The following is an 18,897-nucleotide window of genomic DNA, read 5'->3' as shown; positions in this document are numbered from 1 at the left end:
TTTTTCATGCCCTCGCTACTTAAGGCTACAAAGCGAACAAGGTTGTCTGTTGAGCGATGTTTTTCGACAAGCCACGAAAGCGCACTTTCGTATAGCCAGACTGGCGCTTGATCACGCGAAACGGATGTTCAACCTTGGCCCGTACCTGCGCTTTCGCGTATTCAATCTTGCGTTGCATGCGCCCGATCAAACTTTTTTTCGCGTGCTTCTTATAGCTGCCGGGCCGGGCGGCTATCGACCCAACGCTGAGCCTGTCATAAATCCATCATTAAAACGCCACAACGAAGACATGGCCTCAGCCGACACTGAGGTCATGACGACAGCTCTGCATATCACCCTGATCACCGAAACCTTCCCTCCCGAAATCAACGGCGTGGCCAATACCCTTGGCCGCTTGTGCGACGGTTTGCGCGCGCGCGGGCATCAAGTGGAATTGGTACGACCGCGGCAGGGTTGCGATCAGCAACTGGGCAGCGACGATGAATTGCTGCTGTGCCGGGGCTGGCCGCTGCCGGGGTATCCGGGATTGCAATGGGGTCAGTCGTCGATGCATAAGCTGCTGCGGCGCTGGAAACGTCAGCGCCCGGACGTGCTGTACATCGCCACGGAAGGGCCGCTGGGCTTATCGGCGCTGCGCGCGGCGCGGCGTTTGGGGATTTCGGTGGTCAGTGGCTTTCACACCAATTTCCAGCAATATTCCAACCAGTACGGGCTCGGCTTGCTCACCCGCCTGCTGACCCACTACCTGCGCTGGTTTCACAATCGTTCGACCCTGACCCTGGTACCGAGTGTCAGCCAGCGACTTGAACTGGAGCGCCGGCATTTCGAACGCCTGGCATTGCTGTCTCGCGGGGTCGACAGTCAATTGTTTCATCCGATAAAACGCCTGCCATCGTTGCGTGAACAATGGGGCCTGGGTGAGGAGGACATCGCGCTCATCCACGTAGGACGCCTCGCGCCGGAAAAAAATCCTGGTTTGCTCAAGCGCTGTTTCAACAACCTGACAGCGACTTATCCACAGCGAAAAATAAAGCTGATCATCGTCGGCGACGGCCCGCAACGAGCGTCGATGGAGCGGGAACTGCCCGAGGCGATTTTCTGCGGCTCGCAACGGGGCGAAGCCTTGGCCAGCCACTATGCGTCAGGGGATGTGTTTCTGTTTCCGAGCATGACCGAAACCTTCGGCAATGTGGTGCTTGAGGCGCTCGCTTCGGGGCTGGGTGTGGTGGCTTATGATCAGGCGGCGGCGGCGCAGCACATCCGCCACGGCTATAACGGCGTGCTGGCGATGCCGGGGGATGAAGAGGCTTTCAGCGATGCCGCGGCGTGGTTGCTGGAAGAGCGAGAAACCCTGCGTTGCATAAGGCTCAATGCGCGTCAGCATGCGAGTCGTCAGGGTTGGGCGGCGATTATCGAGCAGTTTGAAGGGCAGTTGCGCGGGGCTTGTGTTGGGGAGCAGGTGGTGCCGAATGCACCGACCGTGCCCTGAATCTTTGCTGACATTGAATCCGTCATCGCGAGCAAGCTCGCTCCCACAGTGGACCTGCGTCGTTCGCAAATCCTGTCGGAGCGGGCTTGCCCGCGATAGCGTCAGTGCAGACGCTGCTTAAACCAGCGTCATCAACGCCTCACGACTGAACGGCAGAATCTCTTCCTCCCGGCCGTCCCGCACTTTCTGCGCCCAGTCCGGGTCCACCAGCAGCGCACGCCCTACCGCCACCAGATCAAACTCATCATTGTTCAAACGCTCCAGCAGTTTTTCCAGGCTGGCCGGCTGCGCGATCTTGTCGGTGTTGACCATGAACTGCAGGAACTCGCCATCCAGGCCGACGCTGCCCACGGTGATGGTCGGCTTGCCGGTCAGCTTGCGCGTCCAGCCCGCCAGGTTCAGCTCGGAACCGTCGAATTCCGGCTCCCAGAAACGGCGCGTCGAGCAGTGGAAAATGTCCACGCCGGCGTCGGACAACGGCTTGAGGAATTCACCCAGCGCCTCCGGGGTTTGAACCAGACGAGCGGTGTAATCCTGCTGCTTCCACTGGGAGAAACGGAAGATGATCGGGAAACCTTCGCCAACCGCTGCACGCACCGCCTGAATCAGCTCGATGGCGAAGCGCGAACGGTTGGCGAGGCTGCCACCGTATTCGTCGGTACGCTGATTGGTGCCTTCCCAGAAGAACTGGTCCACGAGGTAGCCGTGGGCACCGTGGATTTCCACGCCGTCCATGCCGATGCTCTGGGCATCTTTGGCGGCTTGGGCGAACGCGGCGATCACGTCCTGAATATCCTGTTGGGTCATGCCGTGAACCACGACCTGACCATCCTTCAATTTTTCCGACGGGCCGTAACCCGGCACGCTCGCATTTGGCTCGGTGCCGATACGACGCACGCTGCCGACATGCCACAGTTGCGGAACGATTTTGCCGCCTTCGGCGTGCACTGCGTCGACAACTTTCTTCCAGCCGGCCAGCGCGGCTTCACCGTAGAAATGCGGCACGTTCGGGTAGCCGTTGGAGGCCTTGTGGTCGACGGTGGTGCCTTCGGTGATGATCAACCCCACGCCGGCGGCGGCGCGTCGACGGTAGTACTCGATCACTTTGGAATTGGGTACGCCGCCCGGCGAGAAGGAGCGAGTCATCGGCGCCATGACGACGCGGGTCGGCAGTTCAAGGGTGCCGAGGTGGAACGGTTTGAACAGGGCTTTTACAGGCATGGGACGCTCCACGGGAATAGACTTTATGACGGCGATAATATGGACTGCGCAATGCGTTGAACAGCACTATTGATTTGGGTGATTAAAGATTAAAAGACACAGCGTATTGTAGGAGCGAGGCTTGCCCGCGAAGGCGTCAAGCCAGTCAGCAATGATGTCAACTGACAGACCGTCTTCGAGGGCAAGCCTCGCGCCTACAAAGGAGGATTCAGCTCAGCGCTTTTTCAATCGCCTGGATGACAGAGGGATCATCCGGCGCCGTACGCGGCGAAAACCGCGCCAGTACACGACCATCCTTGCCCAGCAGGAATTTTTCGAAGTTCCAGGTAATGTCGCCCGGGAACTCGGCACCCTCGCCTGCCAGCAGGCGATACAGCTGATGACGTTCATGACCGTTGACTTCCAGTTTGCTGGACAACGGGAAAGTCACGCCATAGTTGAGGCTGCAGAACTCCTGAATCTCTTGCTCGGTGCCCGGCTCCTGTCCGGCAAACTGGTTGCACGGCAGGCCCAGCACGCTGAAGCCTTTGCCTTTGTATTGCTGGTAGAGGTTTTCCAGCGCCGCGTACTGTGGGGTCAAGCCACATTTGGAGGCAACGTTGACCACCAGCACGACGTTCCCCTTGAAGGGCGCCAGCGGAAGCTCCTGACCATCCAGGGCTGTCAATTTAAGGTCGTGAAAAGCACTCATGACGAACTCCAAAATTCCTGTGTTCTTCTCGAAACAGCCTCTTGGCGGCGTCACCCGGGACAGCCGCGGACTAAAAAGGCGCCCTCGGGCGCCTCTCCAGTTATCGAAAGCTTAGCGCAGAAAATCAGTGGTGATGGCCACCTTCGCCATGGACATGGCCATGAGCGATTTCTTCCTGGCTGGCGTCACGGATGTCGATGATCTTGACCTGGAAATTCAAGCGCTGACCGGCCAACGGGTGGTTGCCGTCGACGGTGACATCGTCGCCATCCAAATCGCGAATGGTGACGATCTGCATCTGGCCGTCCGGAGCGGAAGCATGGAACTGCATGCCCACTTCCAGTTCGTCGACGCCTTCGAACATGCTGCGGCTCAGGGTGCTGACCAGTTCGGCAGCGTATTCGCCGTAGGCATCTTCAGGTTCAACGGCTACGGTCAGCTCGTCGCCGACTGCTTTGCCGTCCAGGGCCTTTTCCAGGCCCGGGATGATGTTGCCAGCACCTTGCAGGTAGACCAGCGGCGCGCCGCCGGCGGAGCTGTCGATGACCTCACCAGCGTCGTTGGTCAGGGTATAGTCGATGGAGACAGCCTTATTGGCGGCGATCAGCATGGGGCGAGACCTTTTGCATAAGAATTTAGAAAGGCCAAGTTTAGCGAAGCAATCGTCCGAAAGCGAACACAACCCGGACAGACGGATTGCGGCCAAAGGCTCGACAGTCACCGGTTTCCATCAGGACGAGGACGGGCATTGGGTGGCCGAGCTGTCCTGCGGCCACACGCAACACTTGCGGCACCAGCCACCCTGGCAATCGCGCGCCTGGGTCCTTGACCCCGCGCAACGTATTGAAAAAATAGGCCGACCCTTTGAATGTGGTTGGTGCGCACAAGGCTCGGTTAGCGATAACCTTGGCGACTGAATTTCGGTAGTCGACCAGCCATAGGTCGTCACCATTGCCATGCACCTCCAGAGAATCCGCATGCAAACTTTTTTTATCGCGCCCACCGATTTTGGTGTGGGTCTGACCTCCATCAGCCTCGGGCTGGTACGTACGCTTGAGCGAGCCGGCCTCAAAGTCGGTTTCTTCAAACCGATCGCCCAGCCCCATCCGGGTGACACCGGGCCTGAACGCTCCACCGAGCTGGTGGCGCGCACTCACGGTTTGAAACCGCCTCAGCCGCTGGGCCTGGCCCACGTCGAGCGCATGCTGGGCGACGGCCAACTTGACGAGCTGCTCGAAGAAATCATCACGCTCTATCAGGAAGCGGCCATCGGCAAGGATGTGCTGATCGTCGAAGGCATGGTCCCGACCCGCAGCGCCAGCTACGCCGCGCGGGTCAATCTGCATTTGGCCAAGAGCCTCGACGCCGACGTGATCCTGGTCTCGGCGCCGGAAAACGAAGTGCTGACCGAGCTCTCCGGCCGCGTGGAGTTGCAGGCGCAATTGTTTGGCGGTCCAAAGGATCCGAAAGTCCTCGGCGTGATCCTCAACAAGGTCAAGACCGACGAGAGCATGGAGGCCTTCGCCTCTCGCCTGAAGGAGCATTCGCCGTTGCTGCGCAGCGGTGATTTCCGCTTGCTCGGTTGCATCCCGTTCCAGCCGGAACTGAACGCGCCACGCACCCGCGACGTGGCTGATCTGATGGGTGCGCAAATCCTCAATGCCGGTGATTACGAAACCCGGCGCATGACCAAAATCATCATCTGCGCCCGCACCATGCGCAACACCGTGGAGCTGCTCAAGCCCGGCGTACTGGTGGTGACGCCCGGCGACCGCGACGACATCATCCTCGCCGTCAGCCTCGCCGCCATGAACGGTGTGCCGTTGGCTGGCCTGCTGCTGACCAGCGACACCCTGCCCGACCCGCGCATCATGGACCTGTGCCGTGGCGCGTTGCAGGCCGGTTTGCCGGTGTTGTCGGTGAGCACCGGGTCCTACGACACCGCCAACCAGTTGAATGGCCTGAACAAGGAAATCCCGATTGACGACCGCGAGCGTGCGGAGATCATCACCGACTTCGTCGCCAGCCACCTCGACGCCAACTGGCTGCACCAACGTTGCGGCACGCCCAGGGAAATGCGCTTGTCGCCTGCGGTGTTCCGCTATCAATTGATCCAGCGCGCCCAGGCCGCCAACAAACGTATCGTCTTGCCCGAAGGCAGCGAGCCGTTGACCGTACAGGCGGCGGCGATCTGTCAGGCGCGCGGCATCGCCCGTTGCGTCTTGCTGGCGAAACCGGAAGACGTCGAAGCCGTTGCGCGCGCCCAAGGCATCGAGTTGCCACCGGGCCTGGAAATTCTCGATCCGGACCTGATTCGCGAACGCTACGTCGAGCCGATGGTTGCCCTGCGCAAAAGCAAAAGCCTCAATGCGCCGATGGCCGAGCAGCAACTGGAAGACACCGTGGTCATAGGCACGATGATGCTGGCGCTGGATGAAGTCGACGGCCTCGTGTCCGGCGTCATTCATTCCACCGCCAACACCATCCGCCCGGCCCTGCAGTTGATCAAGACCGCGCCGGGCTGCACCTTGGTGTCGTCGGTATTCTTCATGCTGTTTCCCGAAGAAGTGCTGGTCTACGGCGACTGCGTGATGAACCCACACCCGAGCGCCAGCGAACTGGCCGAGATCGCTCTGCAAAGCGCTGACTCGGCGGCGGCCTTCGGCATCACACCGCGCGTGGCGATGATCAGTTACTCCAGCGGAGAATCGGCCAGCGGCGAAGAAGTCGAGAAAGTGCGCGAAGCGACGTTGCTTGCCCATGAACAGCAGAACTCACTGCTGATCGACGGCCCGTTGCAATACGATGCCGCCGCCAACGAAAACGTCGCCCGGCAACTGGCGCCGAACAGTCAGGTGGCTGGTCGCGCCACGGTGTTCGTGTTCCCCGATCTGAACACCGGCAACACCACGTACAAAGCCGTACAACGCAGCGCCGATTGCGTCAGCCTCGGGCCGATGTTGCAAGGCCTGCGTAAACCGGTGAATGACCTGCCGCGCGGCGCGCAAGTCGATGACATCGTCTACACCATCGCGTTGACCGCGATTCAAGCTGCCAACCGACCTTTGGACCTTTAAATGCTGGATTTCCTGCCTGCCGCCGTACGCGGCGTGATTGCATCGTTGTTGCTGGCACTGAATACGATTCTGCTTTGCTCGTTTCTGTTCTGCGTAGCGATTTTCAAGGTATTGCCCTTCGCCCTCACCCAGCGCTTCTCGCTGTGGCTGATGAGCCATACCCATGAAGCCTGGATCAGTAACAACAAGGCCTGGATGAATCTGGTCTGCCGCACCCGCTGGCACCTCAGCGGGCTCGAAGGGCTGGACTATCAACACTCGTACTTGATCACCAGCAATCATCAGAGCTGGGTCGACATCATGGTGTTGCAATACGTGCTCAACCGGCGCATCCAGCCACTGAAGTTTTTTCTCAAGCAAGAGCTGATCTGGGTGCCGGTGATTGGTCTGGCCTGGTGGACGTTGGGCTTTCCGTTCATGAAGCGCTACTCCAAGGCTTATCTGGAAAAGTACCCGGAGAAGAAAGGCAAGGATCTGGAAACCACCCGCAAGACCTGCGCGAAGTTTCGCAATAACCCGGTGGGCATTTTCAATTTCGTCGAAGGCACGCGATTCACTGAAGGCAAGCATGCGCAGCAGAAATCACCGTTCAAATATCTGCTCAAGCCCAAGGCCGGCGGCATTGCGTTTGTGCTGGATGCGATGGGTGAGCAGTTGGAGTCGATCGTCAACGTGACCATTCACTACCCGGGCGGGCGTCCGGGGTACTGGGATTTGCTCTGCGGCAACGTTGCTGACGTGGTGGTGCATTTTCAGGAGCTGAAGATTCCGCCGCAGTTTATCGGCAAGAACTACGACCAGGATGGCGAGTATCGATTGCAGTTTCAGGGGTGGATCAATCAGTTGTGGGAAGACAAGGATGCGCTGCTTGATCAGATGCACCGCGAGTATCCAGCCAAACATTGATCCCCTGTGGAAGCGGGCTTGCTCCCGAAAGCGGACTGACATTCAATATTGATATCGACTGACCCACCGCTTTCGCGAGCAAGCTCGCTCCCACATTTGGAAATCACCAGACACAAAAAACCCGCCGATGATCACTCATCGGCGGGTTTTTTATTAACGGCTAACGCTTAGATCGCGCCACGCTTGCGCAGCAGATCCAGCACTTGCTTGACGCTTTCTTCCAGCGACAGCGACTGGGTGTCGACCACGAGGTCAGCGTCCAGCGGCACGTCGTACGGGAAGGAATCGCCCGGGATGTTGTCACCGGCCGCTGCGTACAACCCTTGCGGGTCACGCTCGGCACAGACCGTTGGCGAGGCCTGGACGTAGACCGTCAGCAGACGCTCCTTGCCGATCAGGTCTCGGGCCTGCTCACGCCCTTCGGCACTCGGTGCAACGAAGGCTGCCAGCGTCAGCAGACCGGCTTCGTTGAACTGACGCGCCACGTGCGCCGCACGACGCCAGTTCTCAGTACGCCCGGCGCGATCCTGTGGCAGACCTTTGTTCAGGTCGTGACGCAGATTCTGGCCATCGAGCACGAATACCGCACGCCCCATGTCGAACAGCTTGCGCTCAACCGCGTAAGCCAGGGTGCTTTTGCCCGCGCCCGACAAGCCGCTGAACAACACGGTGGCCGGTTGCTGGCCGAAACGCTGAGCGCGTTCTTCGGTAGCCACGTGCGCCAGTTTGCCGTGGTGCGTGCTGCTGCCATGGCTCAGCGGCTGAGCGATGATCATGCCGGCGGCGACGGTGCCATTGGTCAAACGATCAATGACGATGAACGAACCGGTGGTGCGGTTACTCGCGTAACCGTCCAGCGCGATGGCGGCGTCGAGGCTGACCTTGACCCGACCGATTTCGTTCAGTTGCAACGCACTGGCCGGACCTTCTTCCAGGGTGTTCACGTCAACGCGGTTGACGATGCTGGTGATCGAACCCGGCACGTAACTCGTGGCGCGCTTGATGTCGTATTTTTTGCCTGGCAGCATCGGCTCCTCGGCCATCCACACCAGCATGGCGTCGAAAGCGTCAGTCACCTGCGGCTGGTTGTCGGCGTGCACCAGCAAGTCGCCGCGAGAAATATCGATTTCGTCTTCCATGGTCAGCGTGACAGCCTGACCCGGGCCGGCGTGCTCCAGCTCACCTTCGAAGGTGACGATGGATTTCACGCGACTGCTCTTGCCCGACGGCAGGACAACGACTTCATCGCCCTTGTGCACGACGCCGCTGGCCAGAGTGCCGGCGAAACCACGGAAGTTCAGGTTCGGACGGTTGACGTACTGCACCGGGAAACGCAGGTCGGTGTAGTTGCGGTCGCTGGCGATCTCGACAGTCTCGAGAATTTCCATCAGCGACTGGCCGGTGTACCAAGGCGAGCGCTCTGACTTGTTCACCACGTTGTCGCCTTTCAACGCCGACATCGGCACGAAGGCCATGGTGGTCGGCTTGAACGCGATGCCTTCGGCGAACTTCAGGTAATCGGCCTTGATCGACTCGAATACGCTTTCGTCGAAGCCGTTAAGGTCCATCTTGTTGATGGCGACAACGATGTGTTTGATGCCAAGCAACGAGGCGATGAAGCTGTGGCGACGGGTCTGGGTCTGCACGCCGTAACGGGCGTCGACCAGGATGATCGCCAGGTCACAGGTGGAAGCACCGGTGGCCATGTTGCGGGTGTACTGCTCATGGCCAGGGGTGTCGGCGATGATGAATTTGCGCTTGGCGGTGGAGAAGTAGCGGTAAGCGACATCGATGGTGATGCCTTGCTCACGCTCGGCCTGCAGGCCATCGACCAGCAATGCGAGGTCGATGTCTTCACCGGTGGTGCCGACTTTTTTCGAGTCGCGGGTAATGGCTTCCAGGTGATCTTCGTAGATCATCTTGGAGTCGTGCAGCAGGCGCCCGATCAGGGTGCTCTTGCCGTCGTCGACGTTGCCACAGGTCAGAAAGCGCAGCATTTCCTTGCGTTCGTGCTGGCCCAGGTAGGCGAGGATGTCCTCGCTGATCAAATCAGATGCGTGCGACATGACAACCCCTTAGAAATAACCCTGACGTTTCTTTTCTTCCATCGAGCCTGCGCCATCGTGGTCGATGACCCGGCCCTGGCGTTCGGAAGTTCGCGTCAGGAGCATTTCCTGAATGATGTCGGTCAGGCTGGTGGCCTCGGACTCGACCGCACCGGTCAACGGGTAGTCACCCAGTGTGCGGAAACGGACTTTCTTCTTGACGATGCGCGCCTTGTCTTCGTCGCTCAGGTGATTGAGCAGGCGTTCGTCGTCGATCATGATCCAGGTGCCATTCATCTCGATGACGTCGCGCTCGGCGGCGAAATACAACGGCACGATCGGGATGCCTTCGAGGTAGATGTACTGCCAGATGTCCAGTTCGGTCCAGTTCGACAACGGGAAAACACGAATGGATTCGCCCTTGTTGACGTTGCCGTTGTAGACGTTCCACAGCTCAGGACGCTGGTTTTTCGGGTCCCAACGGTGCTTGGTGTCGCGGAAGGAATACACGCGCTCTTTGGCACGGGATTTCTCTTCGTCGCGACGAGCGCCACCGAACGCGGCGTCGAAGCCGTACTTGTCGAGGGCCTGTTTGAGGCCTTCGGTTTTCATGATGTCTGTGTGCTTGGCGCTGCCGTGGGTCAGCGGGTTGATGCCCTGCGCGACGCCATCGGGGTTCACGTGCACGATCAGGTCAAGACCGAGCTCCTCGACCATCTGATCGCGGAACGCGTACATTTCCTTGAACTTCCACCGGGTGTCGACGTGCATCACCGGGAACGGCAGTTTGCCCGGGAAGAATGCCTTGCGCGCAAGGTGCAGCATCACGGCGGAATCTTTACCGACGGAGTACAGCATCACCGGGTTATCGAACTCGGCGGCGACCTCGCGGATGATGTGGATGCTTTCGGCCTCCAGCTGTTTCAGATGCGTCAGTTTGTCGACCATGGCTACTCACGAAAACGATCTTATGGACGGCCAGCGGGCCGTGTTCGAGCGAGGAATCCTAGCACAGCGACCTCTTCTAATCAGGACGCCTACTAGATCGAAAGGGTATATGAATATACCCCCTCGTTCGGGCAATGCGACTCACTGTAGGAGCGAGCTTGCTCGCGATGGTCGTCTACGAAAACGCGCGAAACCTGACACACCGATGCGCTCTCGGGTTTTTCGCGAGCAAGCTCGCTCCTACAGTTACAGGGGCGTTTCAGATCGGATTCGGGCAATCAATGAAGATGTGCTCCAGCGCAAACCGTCTCGCCAAGTAATCGCCCAGCGCCTGCACACCGTAGCGCTCGGTGGCGTGGTGGCCGGCGGCGATGAAGCTGATGTCGTTTTCCCGGGCGCTATGAAACGTTTGCTCGGACGCTTCACCGCTGAGGTACAGATCGACCCCGGCCAGTACGGCCTGGTCAATGTAACCCTGGCCGCCACCGGTGCACCAGCCGACCCGACGGATCATCTCACTGCCTTCGATCAGCAAAGGCTCGCGACCCATGACTTCCTGCACGCGGCGGGCGAAATCACGCGGTGTCATCGGCTCGTTCAGAGAGCCCACCAGACCGACAACTTTAAGGTTATCCGGGTCGAGCGGACCTTCGACGGTGATGTCCAGCTGACGCGCGAGCTGCACGTTGTTGCCGACTTCCGGATGCAGATCCAACGGCAAGTGGTAGGACAGCAGGCTGATGTCGTGCTTGAGCAGGGTTTTCAACCTACGCTGCTTCATGCCGGTGATGCACGGGTTCTCGCCCTTCCAGAAATAACCGTGATGCACCAGCACCAGATCAGCCTGGGCTTCGACTGCAGCGTCCAGCAACGCCTGACTGGCGGTGACGCCGCTGACGATGCGCATCACCTGCGGCCGACCTTCGACCTGTAACCCGTTGGGGCAATAATCGGCAATCTTTACACTGTTTAGATAACGGTCGGCTTCTTCGACCAGGGTGCTCAGGGCGACGGCCATAAAAGACTCCTAAATATCCCGTTCAGAGGCGCGCGCGGCCTCGTATAATGCGCGACATTATGGGCGGTCTCATACCGCCTGCAACCTCTCAGGACGTGCTTAATGCTCAAGGCGCTGCGTTTTTCCGGCTGGCCGCTGTTGGCCGGCGTGCTTATCGCTCTGTTGATTATCCAGCGTTATCCGGAATGGGTCGGGCTCCCGAGCCTTGACGTCAACCTGCAGCAAGCCCCGCAAACCACCACGATGCAGCAAGGTCCTGTGTCATATGCCGACGCGGTGACCACCGCCGCGCCATCGGTGGTAAACCTGTACACCACCAAAGTCATTAACAAACCGAACCATCCGCTGTTCGAAGACCCGCAATTCCGCCGCTTCTTCGGTGACAACTCGCCCAAGCAGAAGCGCATGGAGTCGAGCCTCGGCTCCGGCGTGATCATGAGCCCGGAAGGTTATTTACTGACCAACAACCATGTGACCAGCGGCGCCGACCAGATTGTGGTCGCGTTGAAGGACGGTCGTGAAACCCTGGCACGCGTCATCGGCAGCGACCCGGAAACCGACCTCGCGGTCCTGAAGATCGATCTGAAAAACCTGCCGTCGATCACCGTCGGCCGCTCCGACAACATCCGCATCGGCGACGTGGCCCTGGCCATCGGCAACCCGTTCGGCGTCGGTCAGACCGTGACCATGGGCATCATCAGCGCCACCGGCCGCAACCAGCTGGGCCTGAACAACTACGAAGACTTCATCCAGACCGACGCCGCGATCAACCCCGGCAACTCCGGTGGTGCACTGGTGGACGCCAACGGCAACCTGACCGGCATCAACACGGCGATCTTCTCCAAGTCCGGCGGCTCGCAAGGCATCGGTTTCGCGATCCCGGTGAAACTGGCGATGGAAGTGATGAAATCGATCATCGAACACGGTCAGGTAATTCGCGGCTGGCTCGGGATTGAAGTGCAGCCGTTGTCCCAGGAGCTGGCGGAATCGTTTGGTCTGTCGGGGCGTCCAGGCATTGTGGTCGCAGGGATTTTCCGTGACGGGCCGGCGCAGAAGGCTGGCCTGCAATTGGGCGACGTGATTCTGGCCATCGATGGTGAACCGGCCGGTGATGGTCGTCGGTCGATGAATCAGGTCGCGCGAATCAAGCCGACCGACAAAGTCACGATTCAGGTGATACGTAACGGCAAGGAGCTCAAGCTAACCGCAGAAATCGGTTTGCGTCCGCCGCCCGCGCCAATGAAGGAAAAAGAAGGGCAGTAAGCATTAGCCCAAGCAGTCCGGGCTAACAGCATACATTCTCATTAGGCATGTTATATTGTTTCAATATCACAATTGGAACAACATAACATGTCGTCTCGAACAATGGTTTCCGTGGCCAGTCTCGCCCTTGGCTTGCTGGGGGATCCGGTCTTCGCCGAACCGTCCGCGCCCCTCGAACTGGACGCCATCAGCGTCACCACTGAGTACGATTCCCCGACAGGCCCGGTGAAAGGCTACCGCGCCACTCGCTCCTCCAGCGCAACCAAAACCGATACCGCCCTTCGCGACATCCCGCAATCGATCAGCGTGATTCCTGCCAGCGTCCTCCAGGACCTGGGCAGCACCAGCGTGGAGCGCGCGCTGGACTTTGCCGGTGGCGTGTCGAAGCAAAACAATTTTGGCGGCCTGACGCTCTACGAATACAGCGTGCGCGGCTTCACCACCTCCGAGTTTTACAAAGACGGTTTCAGCGCCAACCGGGGATATCCGAGCACACCGGACGTGGCCAACATCGAACGCATCGAGGTGCTCAAAGGTCCGGCCGCCAGTCTCTATGGCCGTGGCGATCCGGGCGGCACAGTGAATATCGTCACCAAGAAACCGCAACCCGAAGCCTTCACCACATTGCAGACCGGTGTCGGCAATCGGGATCGCTATCGCACCGCTCTGGACGTCAATACACCGTTGGACGACGACCGCAACCTGCTGTCACGAGTCAACCTGGCGGTCGAAGACAACCACAGCTTTCGCGATCACGTCGACAGCCAGCGCGTGTTCGTCGCCCCTTCCTTCAGTTGGCAGTTGAACCCGGCCACCAGCCTGATGGTGGAAAGCGAATTCGTCCGCCACAGCTCGACGTTCGACCGCGGCATCGTGGCGCCGAACAATAAATGGAGCGACGTCTCGCGCTCCACCTTCCTCGGCGAGCCCAACGATGGCGACATCGATAACCACAACAACATGCTGCAAGCAGCCCTAGAACATCAGCTCGACGACCGCTGGAAACTGCGCCTCGCCAGCCATTACAAAGAAGGCAAACTCTGGGGCTTCGCCTCCGAATCCCGTCCGTTGAACGCCGACGGCCACACGATCAATCGACGCTACCGCGAGCGCGACAACGATTGGCACGACAGCATTACCCAACTCGAATTGCGTGGTCAGTTCGACCTCGGCAGTTGGCAGCACGAAGTGTTGATCGGCACTGAATACGAGAACTACCGCAAGAACGAACGGGTCACGACGATTGCCGGCAGCGCCTACGCCATCGACCTTTATCAGCCGGTCTACGGCCAGCCGAAACCCAACGGCGCCCGCTCAGGCACCGACTTCTTCGAACACGTAGAAAGTCAGGCGTTGAATGTGCAGGACCAAATCATCTTCACCGAAAAACTGCGCGGGGTGCTCGGTGCACGCGTCGAACACTTTGAGCAACGCATCGACGATCACGCGCGCGTTACCAGCAGCCGCCAGCGCCACGACGCACTGACCCAAAGAGCCGGCTTGCTCTACCAACTCACCCCTGAAGTCGGTCTGTTCGCCAACGCCTCCACCTCGTTCAAGCCAAACAACGGAATGGACGCCAGCGGAAAATCGTTCGACCCGGAAGAAGGCGTCGGTTACGAAGTCGGGATCAAAAGTGAGCTGTTCGACGACCGCCTTAGTGGCACCCTCGCCGCGTTCCGCATCGAGAAGGAAAACGTTCTGGCGCTCGATCCGGGCACCGACACCAGCCGGGCCATGGGCAAGGCTCGCAGTCAGGGCTTCGACCTGCAAGTCACCGGCCAATTGACCGACGCGGTGCGGGTCATCGGCGCGTTGGCCTACATCGATGCTGAAGTCACTGAGGGTGACAAAGTCATTCCCACCGGTAGTCGCATCCTCGGCGTGGCTAAACGCAGCGGCAGTCTGCTGGGGGTTTATGAGTTTCAAGATGGTCATCTACGCGGTTCAGATGTGGGCGCGGCATTCACGTATGTCGGTGATCGCTCGGTTGAAGCCGGCGGCGAATTTGAACTGCCGGCTTACCACACCGTCGACCTCCTGGCCCATTACAAGGCCAGTGAAAACCTCACCGTGGGCCTGAACCTGAACAATCTGTTCGATGAGAAATACTTCGAGCGTTCGTACAGCAGTTACTGGGTCACCCCCGGCGAGCCGCGCAATTTCACCGTCAACCTGACACTCACTCTGTAAAAGGACGTCACCATGCAATCCCTCAAATATCTGGCGCTGGCGGGTTTGTCCCTGGCCACCGAGGCCTCGGCTCATGGCCTCTGGACCGAACAACGCCGCGGCAATATCGAAGTCGTTTACGGCCACGGTGCGGAGGACAACGCCTTCAAGCCGCAGAAAATCAGCGGCGCCTGGGCCTATGACGGCAACGGCAACATGATCCCGGTGACCGTGCAACGACTGGCCGACCATGCCCGCCTGCAACCGCTGAAACCGCCTGCGGTCATGGCCGTGGCATTGAATAACGGCATGTGGTCGCAGAAGGCTGATAAAAAGTGGGTCAACGAAGGACGCAGCAAAGTGCCGGGAGCGATCGAGTCGACCCAGACCTTCAAGTACAGCCTGGCTATTTATCAACCAGGGGCGAAGTTACCGGCGCTTGATCAGATGAAACTGCTGATTTTGCCGGAAGTGGATCCGCTGATGGTCGGGCCGGGCAAGTCGTTGCCGGTACGCGTTCTACTGGACGGCAAACCGGCGGCGGGAGTGAAGTTGATGGGCGACTATCGCAGTGCGCCCAACACGCTGAGTACCGAGACCGATGCCCAGGGACGGGCGCAGGTATTGGTGCGCAATGAGGGGTTAAATGTAATTGCGGCGCACATGGAAGTGCCGGTGAAGGACAGCACCGAGGTGAGCAGCCGGGGGCTGTTCAGTTCGCTGACGTTCCTCGGCAAGCCGCATCACGAATAAGGCTTGAAGTCGGTGGTGCTTCATTCGCGAGCAAGCCCGCTCCCACATTGGATGTGTGAACCACATAAATCCAATGTGGGAGCGGGCTTGCTCCGGGCGGCGTTCCGACGAAGACGGTTTAGAGGTCGCCGAGGCCGTCAATCAGCGCCTGATTCTGCTCCGGCGTGCCAATCGAAATCCGCAGGAACTGGGCAATCCGCTCCTGCTTGAAGTGCCGGACGATCACACCCTGCTCACGCAGCTTCGCCGCCAACCCCGCCGCATCGTGCTGCGGATGACGGGTGAAGATGAAGTTCGCCGCCGACGGCAGCACTTCAAAGCCCAAGGCCAGCAACTGCGAGATCACCCATTCACGGTGTTCGATCACCAGACGGCATGTCTTGTCGAAGTACTCACGGTCCTCGAACGCAGCCGCAGCGCCGACATTGGCCATGCGATCTAGCGGGTAAGAGTTGAAGCTGTTCTTTATCCGCTCCAGCGCCTCGATCAAATCCGGGTGCCCGACCGCCAGCCCCACGCGCAGGCCGGCCAACGAACGGGACTTGGACAAGGTTTGGGTCACCAGCAGGTTAGGATATCGGTCCACCAGCGTGATCGCCGTTTCGCCACCAAAGTCGATGTAAGCCTCATCCACCACGACCACCGAATCCGGGCTGGCCTTGAGGATTTGCTCAATGGCATCCAGCGCCAGCAGGCAACCGGTCGGTGCGTTCGGGTTAGGGAAAATGATCCCGCCGTTCGGCTTGGCGTAGTCCGCCGGGTTGATCTGGAACTGCGCGTCCAGCGGCACCGCGTCGAACGTGATGCCATACAACCCACAGTAAACCGGGTAAAAGCTGTAGCTGATGTCCGGGAACAGCAGCGGTTTATCGTGCTGCAACAAACCGTGGAAAATGTGCGCGAGCACTTCATCGGATCCGTTGCCGAGGAACACCTGATTGCTCTGCACGCCGTAATACCTGGCAACTGCGTTCTTCAGCAAATCACTGTTCGGATCCGGGTACAGACGCAGGTTGTCGTTGAGTTCGGTCTGCATCGCCGCCAAGGCTTTGGGCGACGGACCGTAAGGGTTTTCGTTGGTGTTGAGCTTCACCAGTTTCGCCAGTTTCGGCTGCTCGCCCGGCACGTAAGGCACCAGATTCTTGACGAACGGGCTCCAGAATTTACTCATGTTCAGTTCCCCTGCTGTTCATCGACGATGCGATATTCGGCGCTACGGGCGTGGGCGGTCAGCGACTCGCCACGGGCCAGCACGGAAGCGGTCTTGCCCAGATCGGACGCACCCTGCTCGGAGCAGAAGATGATCGACGAGCGTTTCTGGAAGTCGTACACACCCAGCGGCGACGAGAAGCGTGCAGTGCCGGAGGTCGGCAACACGTGATTCGGGCCGGCGCAGTAATCGCCCAAGGCTTCGGACGTGTGACGGCCCATGAAGATCGCGCCCGCGTGGCGGATCTGCGGCAACCAGGCTTGCGGGTCAGCGACCGACAACTCCAAATGCTCCGGCGCGATGCGGTTGGCCACTTCGATGGCCTGTTCCATGTCGCGCACCTTGATCAGCGCGCCACGGCCGTTGATCGAAGTTTCGATAATCTGCGCACGCTCCATGGTCGGCAGCAACTTGGCGATGCTCTCGGCGACCTTGTCGAGGAACTCGGCGTCCGGGCTGACCAGAATCGCCTGGGCGTCTTCGTCGTGCTCAGCCTGAGAGAACAGGTCCATGGCGATCCAGTCCGGATCCGTCTTGCCGTCGCACACCACGAGGATTTCCGACGGACCGGCGATCATGTCGATGCCGACCTGACCAAACACGTGGCGCTTGGCGGTGGCGACATAGATGTTGCCCGGACCGACAACCTTGTCGACCTTCGGCACGCTTTCAGTGCCATAAGCCAGCGCGGCAACGGCTTGTGCGCCACCGATGGTGAACACGCGGTCAACGCCGGCGATGCAGGCGGCGGCCAGCACCAGCTCATTTATATCACCACGCGGGGTCGGTACCACCATGACCACCTCGGTCACGCCGGCAACCTTGGCCGGAATCGCGTTCATCAACACCGACGACGGGTACGACGCCTTGCCGCCGGGTACGTAAAGGCCGGCGCGATCCAGCGGCGTAACCTTCTGGCCCAGCACGGTGCCGTCGGCTTCGGTGTAGCTCCAGGAATCCTGCTTCTGTTTTTCGTGGTAACTGCGCACGCGGGCCGCGGCTTTTTCCAGCGCTTCACGCTGAGGCACGGTGATTCGGGTCAGGGCCAGTTCCAGCCGTTCGCGCGGCAGAATCAAGTCGGCCATCGAGGCGACGTCCAGGCCGTCGAACTGTCGGGTGAATTCCACCAGCGCCGCATCGCCGCGCTCACGCACGGCTTTGATGATGTCCAGCACTCGCTGATTGACCGAATCGTCAGACACACTTTCCCAGCTCAGCAGATGATCCAGATGATGTGCGAAATCCGGGTCAGCAGCGTTGAGTCGGCGAATTGCAGTCAGTGCGGTCATAGCGAGAGCCTCATAGGATTGGCAAAAACTCAGGCGCCCTAACTTAGCAGTCGTTTCCGCTTGGGCACCTGAGAATTCTGGCTATGAGGCGGATAGACGGGCGCGACTCAAGGTCGCGCAGGTGAATCAGCCGCGGTGTCGAGACTCCACTGCCTTGCGCAGGGTGTCGATCAACGCCTGGATACGGGCGTGCTGCATTTTCATCGAAGCTTTGTTGACGATCAGCCGGGAGCTGATGTCGGCAATGAAATCCTGAGGTTCCAGGCCATTGGCGCGCAGAGTGTTGCCGGTGTCGACCACGTCGATGATCTTGTCCGCCAGACCGATCAACGGTGCCAGCTCCATCGAGCCGTAGAGCTTGATGATGTCGACCTGACGGCCCTGTTCGGCGTAATAGCGTTTGGCAACGTTGACGAATTTGGTTGCCACGCGCAGGCGGCCCTTGGGTTCGACATCGCCGACACGGCCAGCGGTCATCAGCTTGCAGAGGGCAATTCGCAGGTCCAAAGGCTCGTACAGGCCCTGGCCACCGTATTCCATCAGCACATCTTTACCGGCGACGCCCAGGTCAGCGGCACCATGCTCGACGTAAGTCGGCACATCGGTGGCACGCACGATCAGCAGACGCACATCGGCCTGGGTCGTGGGGATGATCAGCTTGCGGCTCTTGTCCGGATTCTCGGTCGGCACGATGCCCGCTTCAGCCAGAAGCGGCAGGGTGTCGTCAAGGATGCGGCCCTTGGACAGTGCGATGGTCAACATGGGAAACGTCGGTCCTTATCAGGCTACTGATGCCCGGTCGCAAATGACGCCGG

At 59.7% G+C, this 18,897-nt stretch carries 16 protein-coding genes and 1 pseudogene; 7 read left to right on the top strand and 10 right to left on the bottom strand.

Annotated features, from left to right (window positions below; translation table 11 throughout):
- Positions 1-25: 25 nt before the first annotated feature.
- Positions 26-238, bottom strand: a pseudogene (locus ACYZT9_RS05270) (transposase); the annotation flags it as partial.
- A gap of 51 nt (positions 239-289) precedes the next feature.
- Here ACYZT9_RS05270 and ACYZT9_RS05265 point away from each other — a divergent pair.
- Complete coding sequence (locus ACYZT9_RS05265) at positions 290-1,489, top strand: glycosyltransferase family 4 protein (protein WP_462008867.1); 1,200 nt, start codon at positions 290-292, stop codon at positions 1,487-1,489.
- A 117-nt stretch (positions 1,490-1,606) separates the two neighbouring features.
- On the opposite strand, the gene ACYZT9_RS05260 is transcribed toward ACYZT9_RS05265, so the two are convergent.
- From ACYZT9_RS05260 to ACYZT9_RS05250, 3 genes are all read right to left on the bottom strand, one after another.
- Positions 1,607-2,710 carry an NADH:flavin oxidoreductase gene (locus ACYZT9_RS05260; RefSeq protein ID WP_462008866.1) on the bottom strand — a complete coding sequence of 368 codons (1,104 nt, stop codon included), beginning with the start codon at positions 2,708-2,710 and terminating at the stop codon, positions 1,607-1,609.
- Between the two features lie 208 nt (positions 2,711-2,918).
- Positions 2,919-3,401, bottom strand: a complete 483-nt coding sequence (locus ACYZT9_RS05255) for a glutathione peroxidase (RefSeq protein ID WP_462008865.1) — start codon at positions 3,399-3,401, stop codon at positions 2,919-2,921.
- 124 nt (positions 3,402-3,525) lie between these two features.
- On the bottom strand, positions 3,526-4,011 hold the full coding sequence (locus tag ACYZT9_RS05250; RefSeq protein WP_462008864.1) for an FKBP-type peptidyl-prolyl cis-trans isomerase: 486 nt from the start codon (positions 4,009-4,011) through the stop codon (positions 3,526-3,528).
- On the opposite strand from ACYZT9_RS05250, the gene ACYZT9_RS05245 reads away from it, so the two are divergent.
- The 3 genes from ACYZT9_RS05245 to ACYZT9_RS05235 are packed head-to-tail and all read left to right on the top strand — an operon-like array spanning position 3,980 to position 7,384.
- Positions 3,980-4,318 (top strand): DUF3565 domain-containing protein, encoded by a 339-nt coding sequence (locus tag ACYZT9_RS05245; protein ID WP_462008863.1) that lies wholly within the window; start codon positions 3,980-3,982, stop codon positions 4,316-4,318. The genes ACYZT9_RS05250 and ACYZT9_RS05245 overlap by 32 nt on opposite strands.
- A gap of 60 nt (positions 4,319-4,378) precedes the next feature.
- Positions 4,379-6,478, top strand: coding sequence for a phosphate acetyltransferase (pta, locus tag ACYZT9_RS05240; protein ID WP_462008862.1), 2,100 nt, complete (start codon positions 4,379-4,381; stop codon positions 6,476-6,478).
- Positions 6,479-7,384, top strand: coding sequence for an acyltransferase (locus tag ACYZT9_RS05235; protein ID WP_462008861.1), 906 nt, complete (start codon positions 6,479-6,481; stop codon positions 7,382-7,384). It begins immediately after the preceding gene.
- Between the two features lie 167 nt (positions 7,385-7,551).
- Here the strand turns inward: ACYZT9_RS05235 and cysN are convergent, their stop codons facing one another.
- From cysN to ACYZT9_RS05220, 3 genes are all read right to left on the bottom strand, one after another.
- Positions 7,552-9,450 carry a sulfate adenylyltransferase subunit CysN gene (gene cysN, locus ACYZT9_RS05230; RefSeq protein WP_462008860.1) on the bottom strand — a complete coding sequence of 633 codons (1,899 nt, stop codon included), beginning with the start codon at positions 9,448-9,450 and terminating at the stop codon, positions 7,552-7,554.
- Between the two features lie 9 nt (positions 9,451-9,459).
- Positions 9,460-10,377, bottom strand: coding sequence for a sulfate adenylyltransferase subunit CysD (gene cysD / locus ACYZT9_RS05225; protein WP_462008859.1), 918 nt, complete (start codon positions 10,375-10,377; stop codon positions 9,460-9,462).
- Between the two features lie 259 nt (positions 10,378-10,636).
- Complete coding sequence (locus tag ACYZT9_RS05220; protein WP_462008858.1) at positions 10,637-11,395, bottom strand: Nif3-like dinuclear metal center hexameric protein; 759 nt, start codon at positions 11,393-11,395, stop codon at positions 10,637-10,639.
- 102 nt (positions 11,396-11,497) lie between these two features.
- On the opposite strand from ACYZT9_RS05220, the gene algW reads away from it, so the two are divergent.
- From algW to ACYZT9_RS05205, 3 genes are all read left to right on the top strand, one after another.
- Positions 11,498-12,658: a Do family serine endopeptidase AlgW gene (gene algW, locus ACYZT9_RS05215; protein WP_462008857.1), complete on the top strand. Its 1,161-nt coding sequence runs from the start codon at positions 11,498-11,500 to the stop codon at positions 12,656-12,658.
- 87 nt (positions 12,659-12,745) lie between these two features.
- Complete coding sequence (locus ACYZT9_RS05210) at positions 12,746-14,851, top strand: TonB-dependent siderophore receptor (protein WP_462008856.1); 2,106 nt, start codon at positions 12,746-12,748, stop codon at positions 14,849-14,851.
- Positions 14,852-14,863: 12 nt separating this feature from the next.
- Positions 14,864-15,583 carry a DUF4198 domain-containing protein gene (locus ACYZT9_RS05205; protein ID WP_462008855.1) on the top strand — a complete coding sequence of 240 codons (720 nt, stop codon included), beginning with the start codon at positions 14,864-14,866 and terminating at the stop codon, positions 15,581-15,583.
- Between the two features lie 118 nt (positions 15,584-15,701).
- Here ACYZT9_RS05205 and hisC read toward each other — a convergent pair whose 3' ends face one another.
- The 3 genes from hisC to hisG all read right to left on the bottom strand — a co-directional run bounded on the left by hisC (position 15,702) and on the right by hisG (position 18,844).
- Positions 15,702-16,754, bottom strand: coding sequence for a histidinol-phosphate transaminase (hisC, locus tag ACYZT9_RS05200; RefSeq protein WP_462008854.1), 1,053 nt, complete (start codon positions 16,752-16,754; stop codon positions 15,702-15,704).
- Between the two features lie 2 nt (positions 16,755-16,756).
- Positions 16,757-18,082 carry a histidinol dehydrogenase gene (gene hisD / locus ACYZT9_RS05195; RefSeq protein ID WP_462008853.1) on the bottom strand — a complete coding sequence of 442 codons (1,326 nt, stop codon included), beginning with the start codon at positions 18,080-18,082 and terminating at the stop codon, positions 16,757-16,759.
- Positions 18,083-18,208: 126 nt separating this feature from the next.
- A complete protein-coding gene (gene hisG, locus ACYZT9_RS05190) occupies positions 18,209-18,844 on the bottom strand; it encodes an ATP phosphoribosyltransferase (protein WP_007901570.1) in 636 nt (211 codons plus the stop codon).
- Positions 18,845-18,897 lie beyond the last annotated feature (53 nt).

This window comes from Pseudomonas sp. ZT5P21 (assembly GCF_054897785.1).
Note: the sequence above shows the minus strand (reverse complement) of the source record. Positions and strands in the feature narration are given on the sequence as shown.

What these genes read in the sequence shown, in the direction of transcription:
- ACYZT9_RS05265 (WP_462008867.1), top strand. Translation starts at nt 290, where the DNA reads ATGGCCTCAGCCGACACTGAGGTCATGACGACAGCTCTGCATATCACC.
- ACYZT9_RS05260 (WP_462008866.1), bottom strand. Translation starts at nt 2,710, where the DNA reads ATGCCTGTAAAAGCCCTGTTCAAACCGTTCCACCTCGGCACCCTTGAA.
- ACYZT9_RS05255 (WP_462008865.1), bottom strand. Translation starts at nt 3,401, where the DNA reads ATGAGTGCTTTTCACGACCTTAAATTGACAGCCCTGGATGGTCAGGAG.
- ACYZT9_RS05245 (WP_462008863.1), top strand. Translation starts at nt 3,980, where the DNA reads ATGGAGACAGCCTTATTGGCGGCGATCAGCATGGGGCGAGACCTTTTG.
- ACYZT9_RS05250 (WP_462008864.1), bottom strand. Translation starts at nt 4,011, where the DNA reads ATGCTGATCGCCGCCAATAAGGCTGTCTCCATCGACTATACCCTGACC.
- pta (WP_462008862.1), top strand. Translation starts at nt 4,379, where the DNA reads ATGCAAACTTTTTTTATCGCGCCCACCGATTTTGGTGTGGGTCTGACC.
- ACYZT9_RS05235 (WP_462008861.1), top strand. Translation starts at nt 6,479, where the DNA reads ATGCTGGATTTCCTGCCTGCCGCCGTACGCGGCGTGATTGCATCGTTG.
- cysN (WP_462008860.1), bottom strand. Translation starts at nt 9,450, where the DNA reads ATGTCGCACGCATCTGATTTGATCAGCGAGGACATCCTCGCCTACCTG.
- cysD (WP_462008859.1), bottom strand. Translation starts at nt 10,377, where the DNA reads ATGGTCGACAAACTGACGCATCTGAAACAGCTGGAGGCCGAAAGCATC.
- ACYZT9_RS05220 (WP_462008858.1), bottom strand. Translation starts at nt 11,395, where the DNA reads ATGGCCGTCGCCCTGAGCACCCTGGTCGAAGAAGCCGACCGTTATCTA.
- algW (WP_462008857.1), top strand. Translation starts at nt 11,498, where the DNA reads ATGCTCAAGGCGCTGCGTTTTTCCGGCTGGCCGCTGTTGGCCGGCGTG.
- ACYZT9_RS05210 (WP_462008856.1), top strand. Translation starts at nt 12,746, where the DNA reads ATGTCGTCTCGAACAATGGTTTCCGTGGCCAGTCTCGCCCTTGGCTTG.
- ACYZT9_RS05205 (WP_462008855.1), top strand. Translation starts at nt 14,864, where the DNA reads ATGCAATCCCTCAAATATCTGGCGCTGGCGGGTTTGTCCCTGGCCACC.
- hisC (WP_462008854.1), bottom strand. Translation starts at nt 16,754, where the DNA reads ATGAGTAAATTCTGGAGCCCGTTCGTCAAGAATCTGGTGCCTTACGTG.
- hisD (WP_462008853.1), bottom strand. Translation starts at nt 18,082, where the DNA reads ATGACCGCACTGACTGCAATTCGCCGACTCAACGCTGCTGACCCGGAT.
- hisG (WP_007901570.1), bottom strand. Translation starts at nt 18,844, where the DNA reads ATGTTGACCATCGCACTGTCCAAGGGCCGCATCCTTGACGACACCCTG.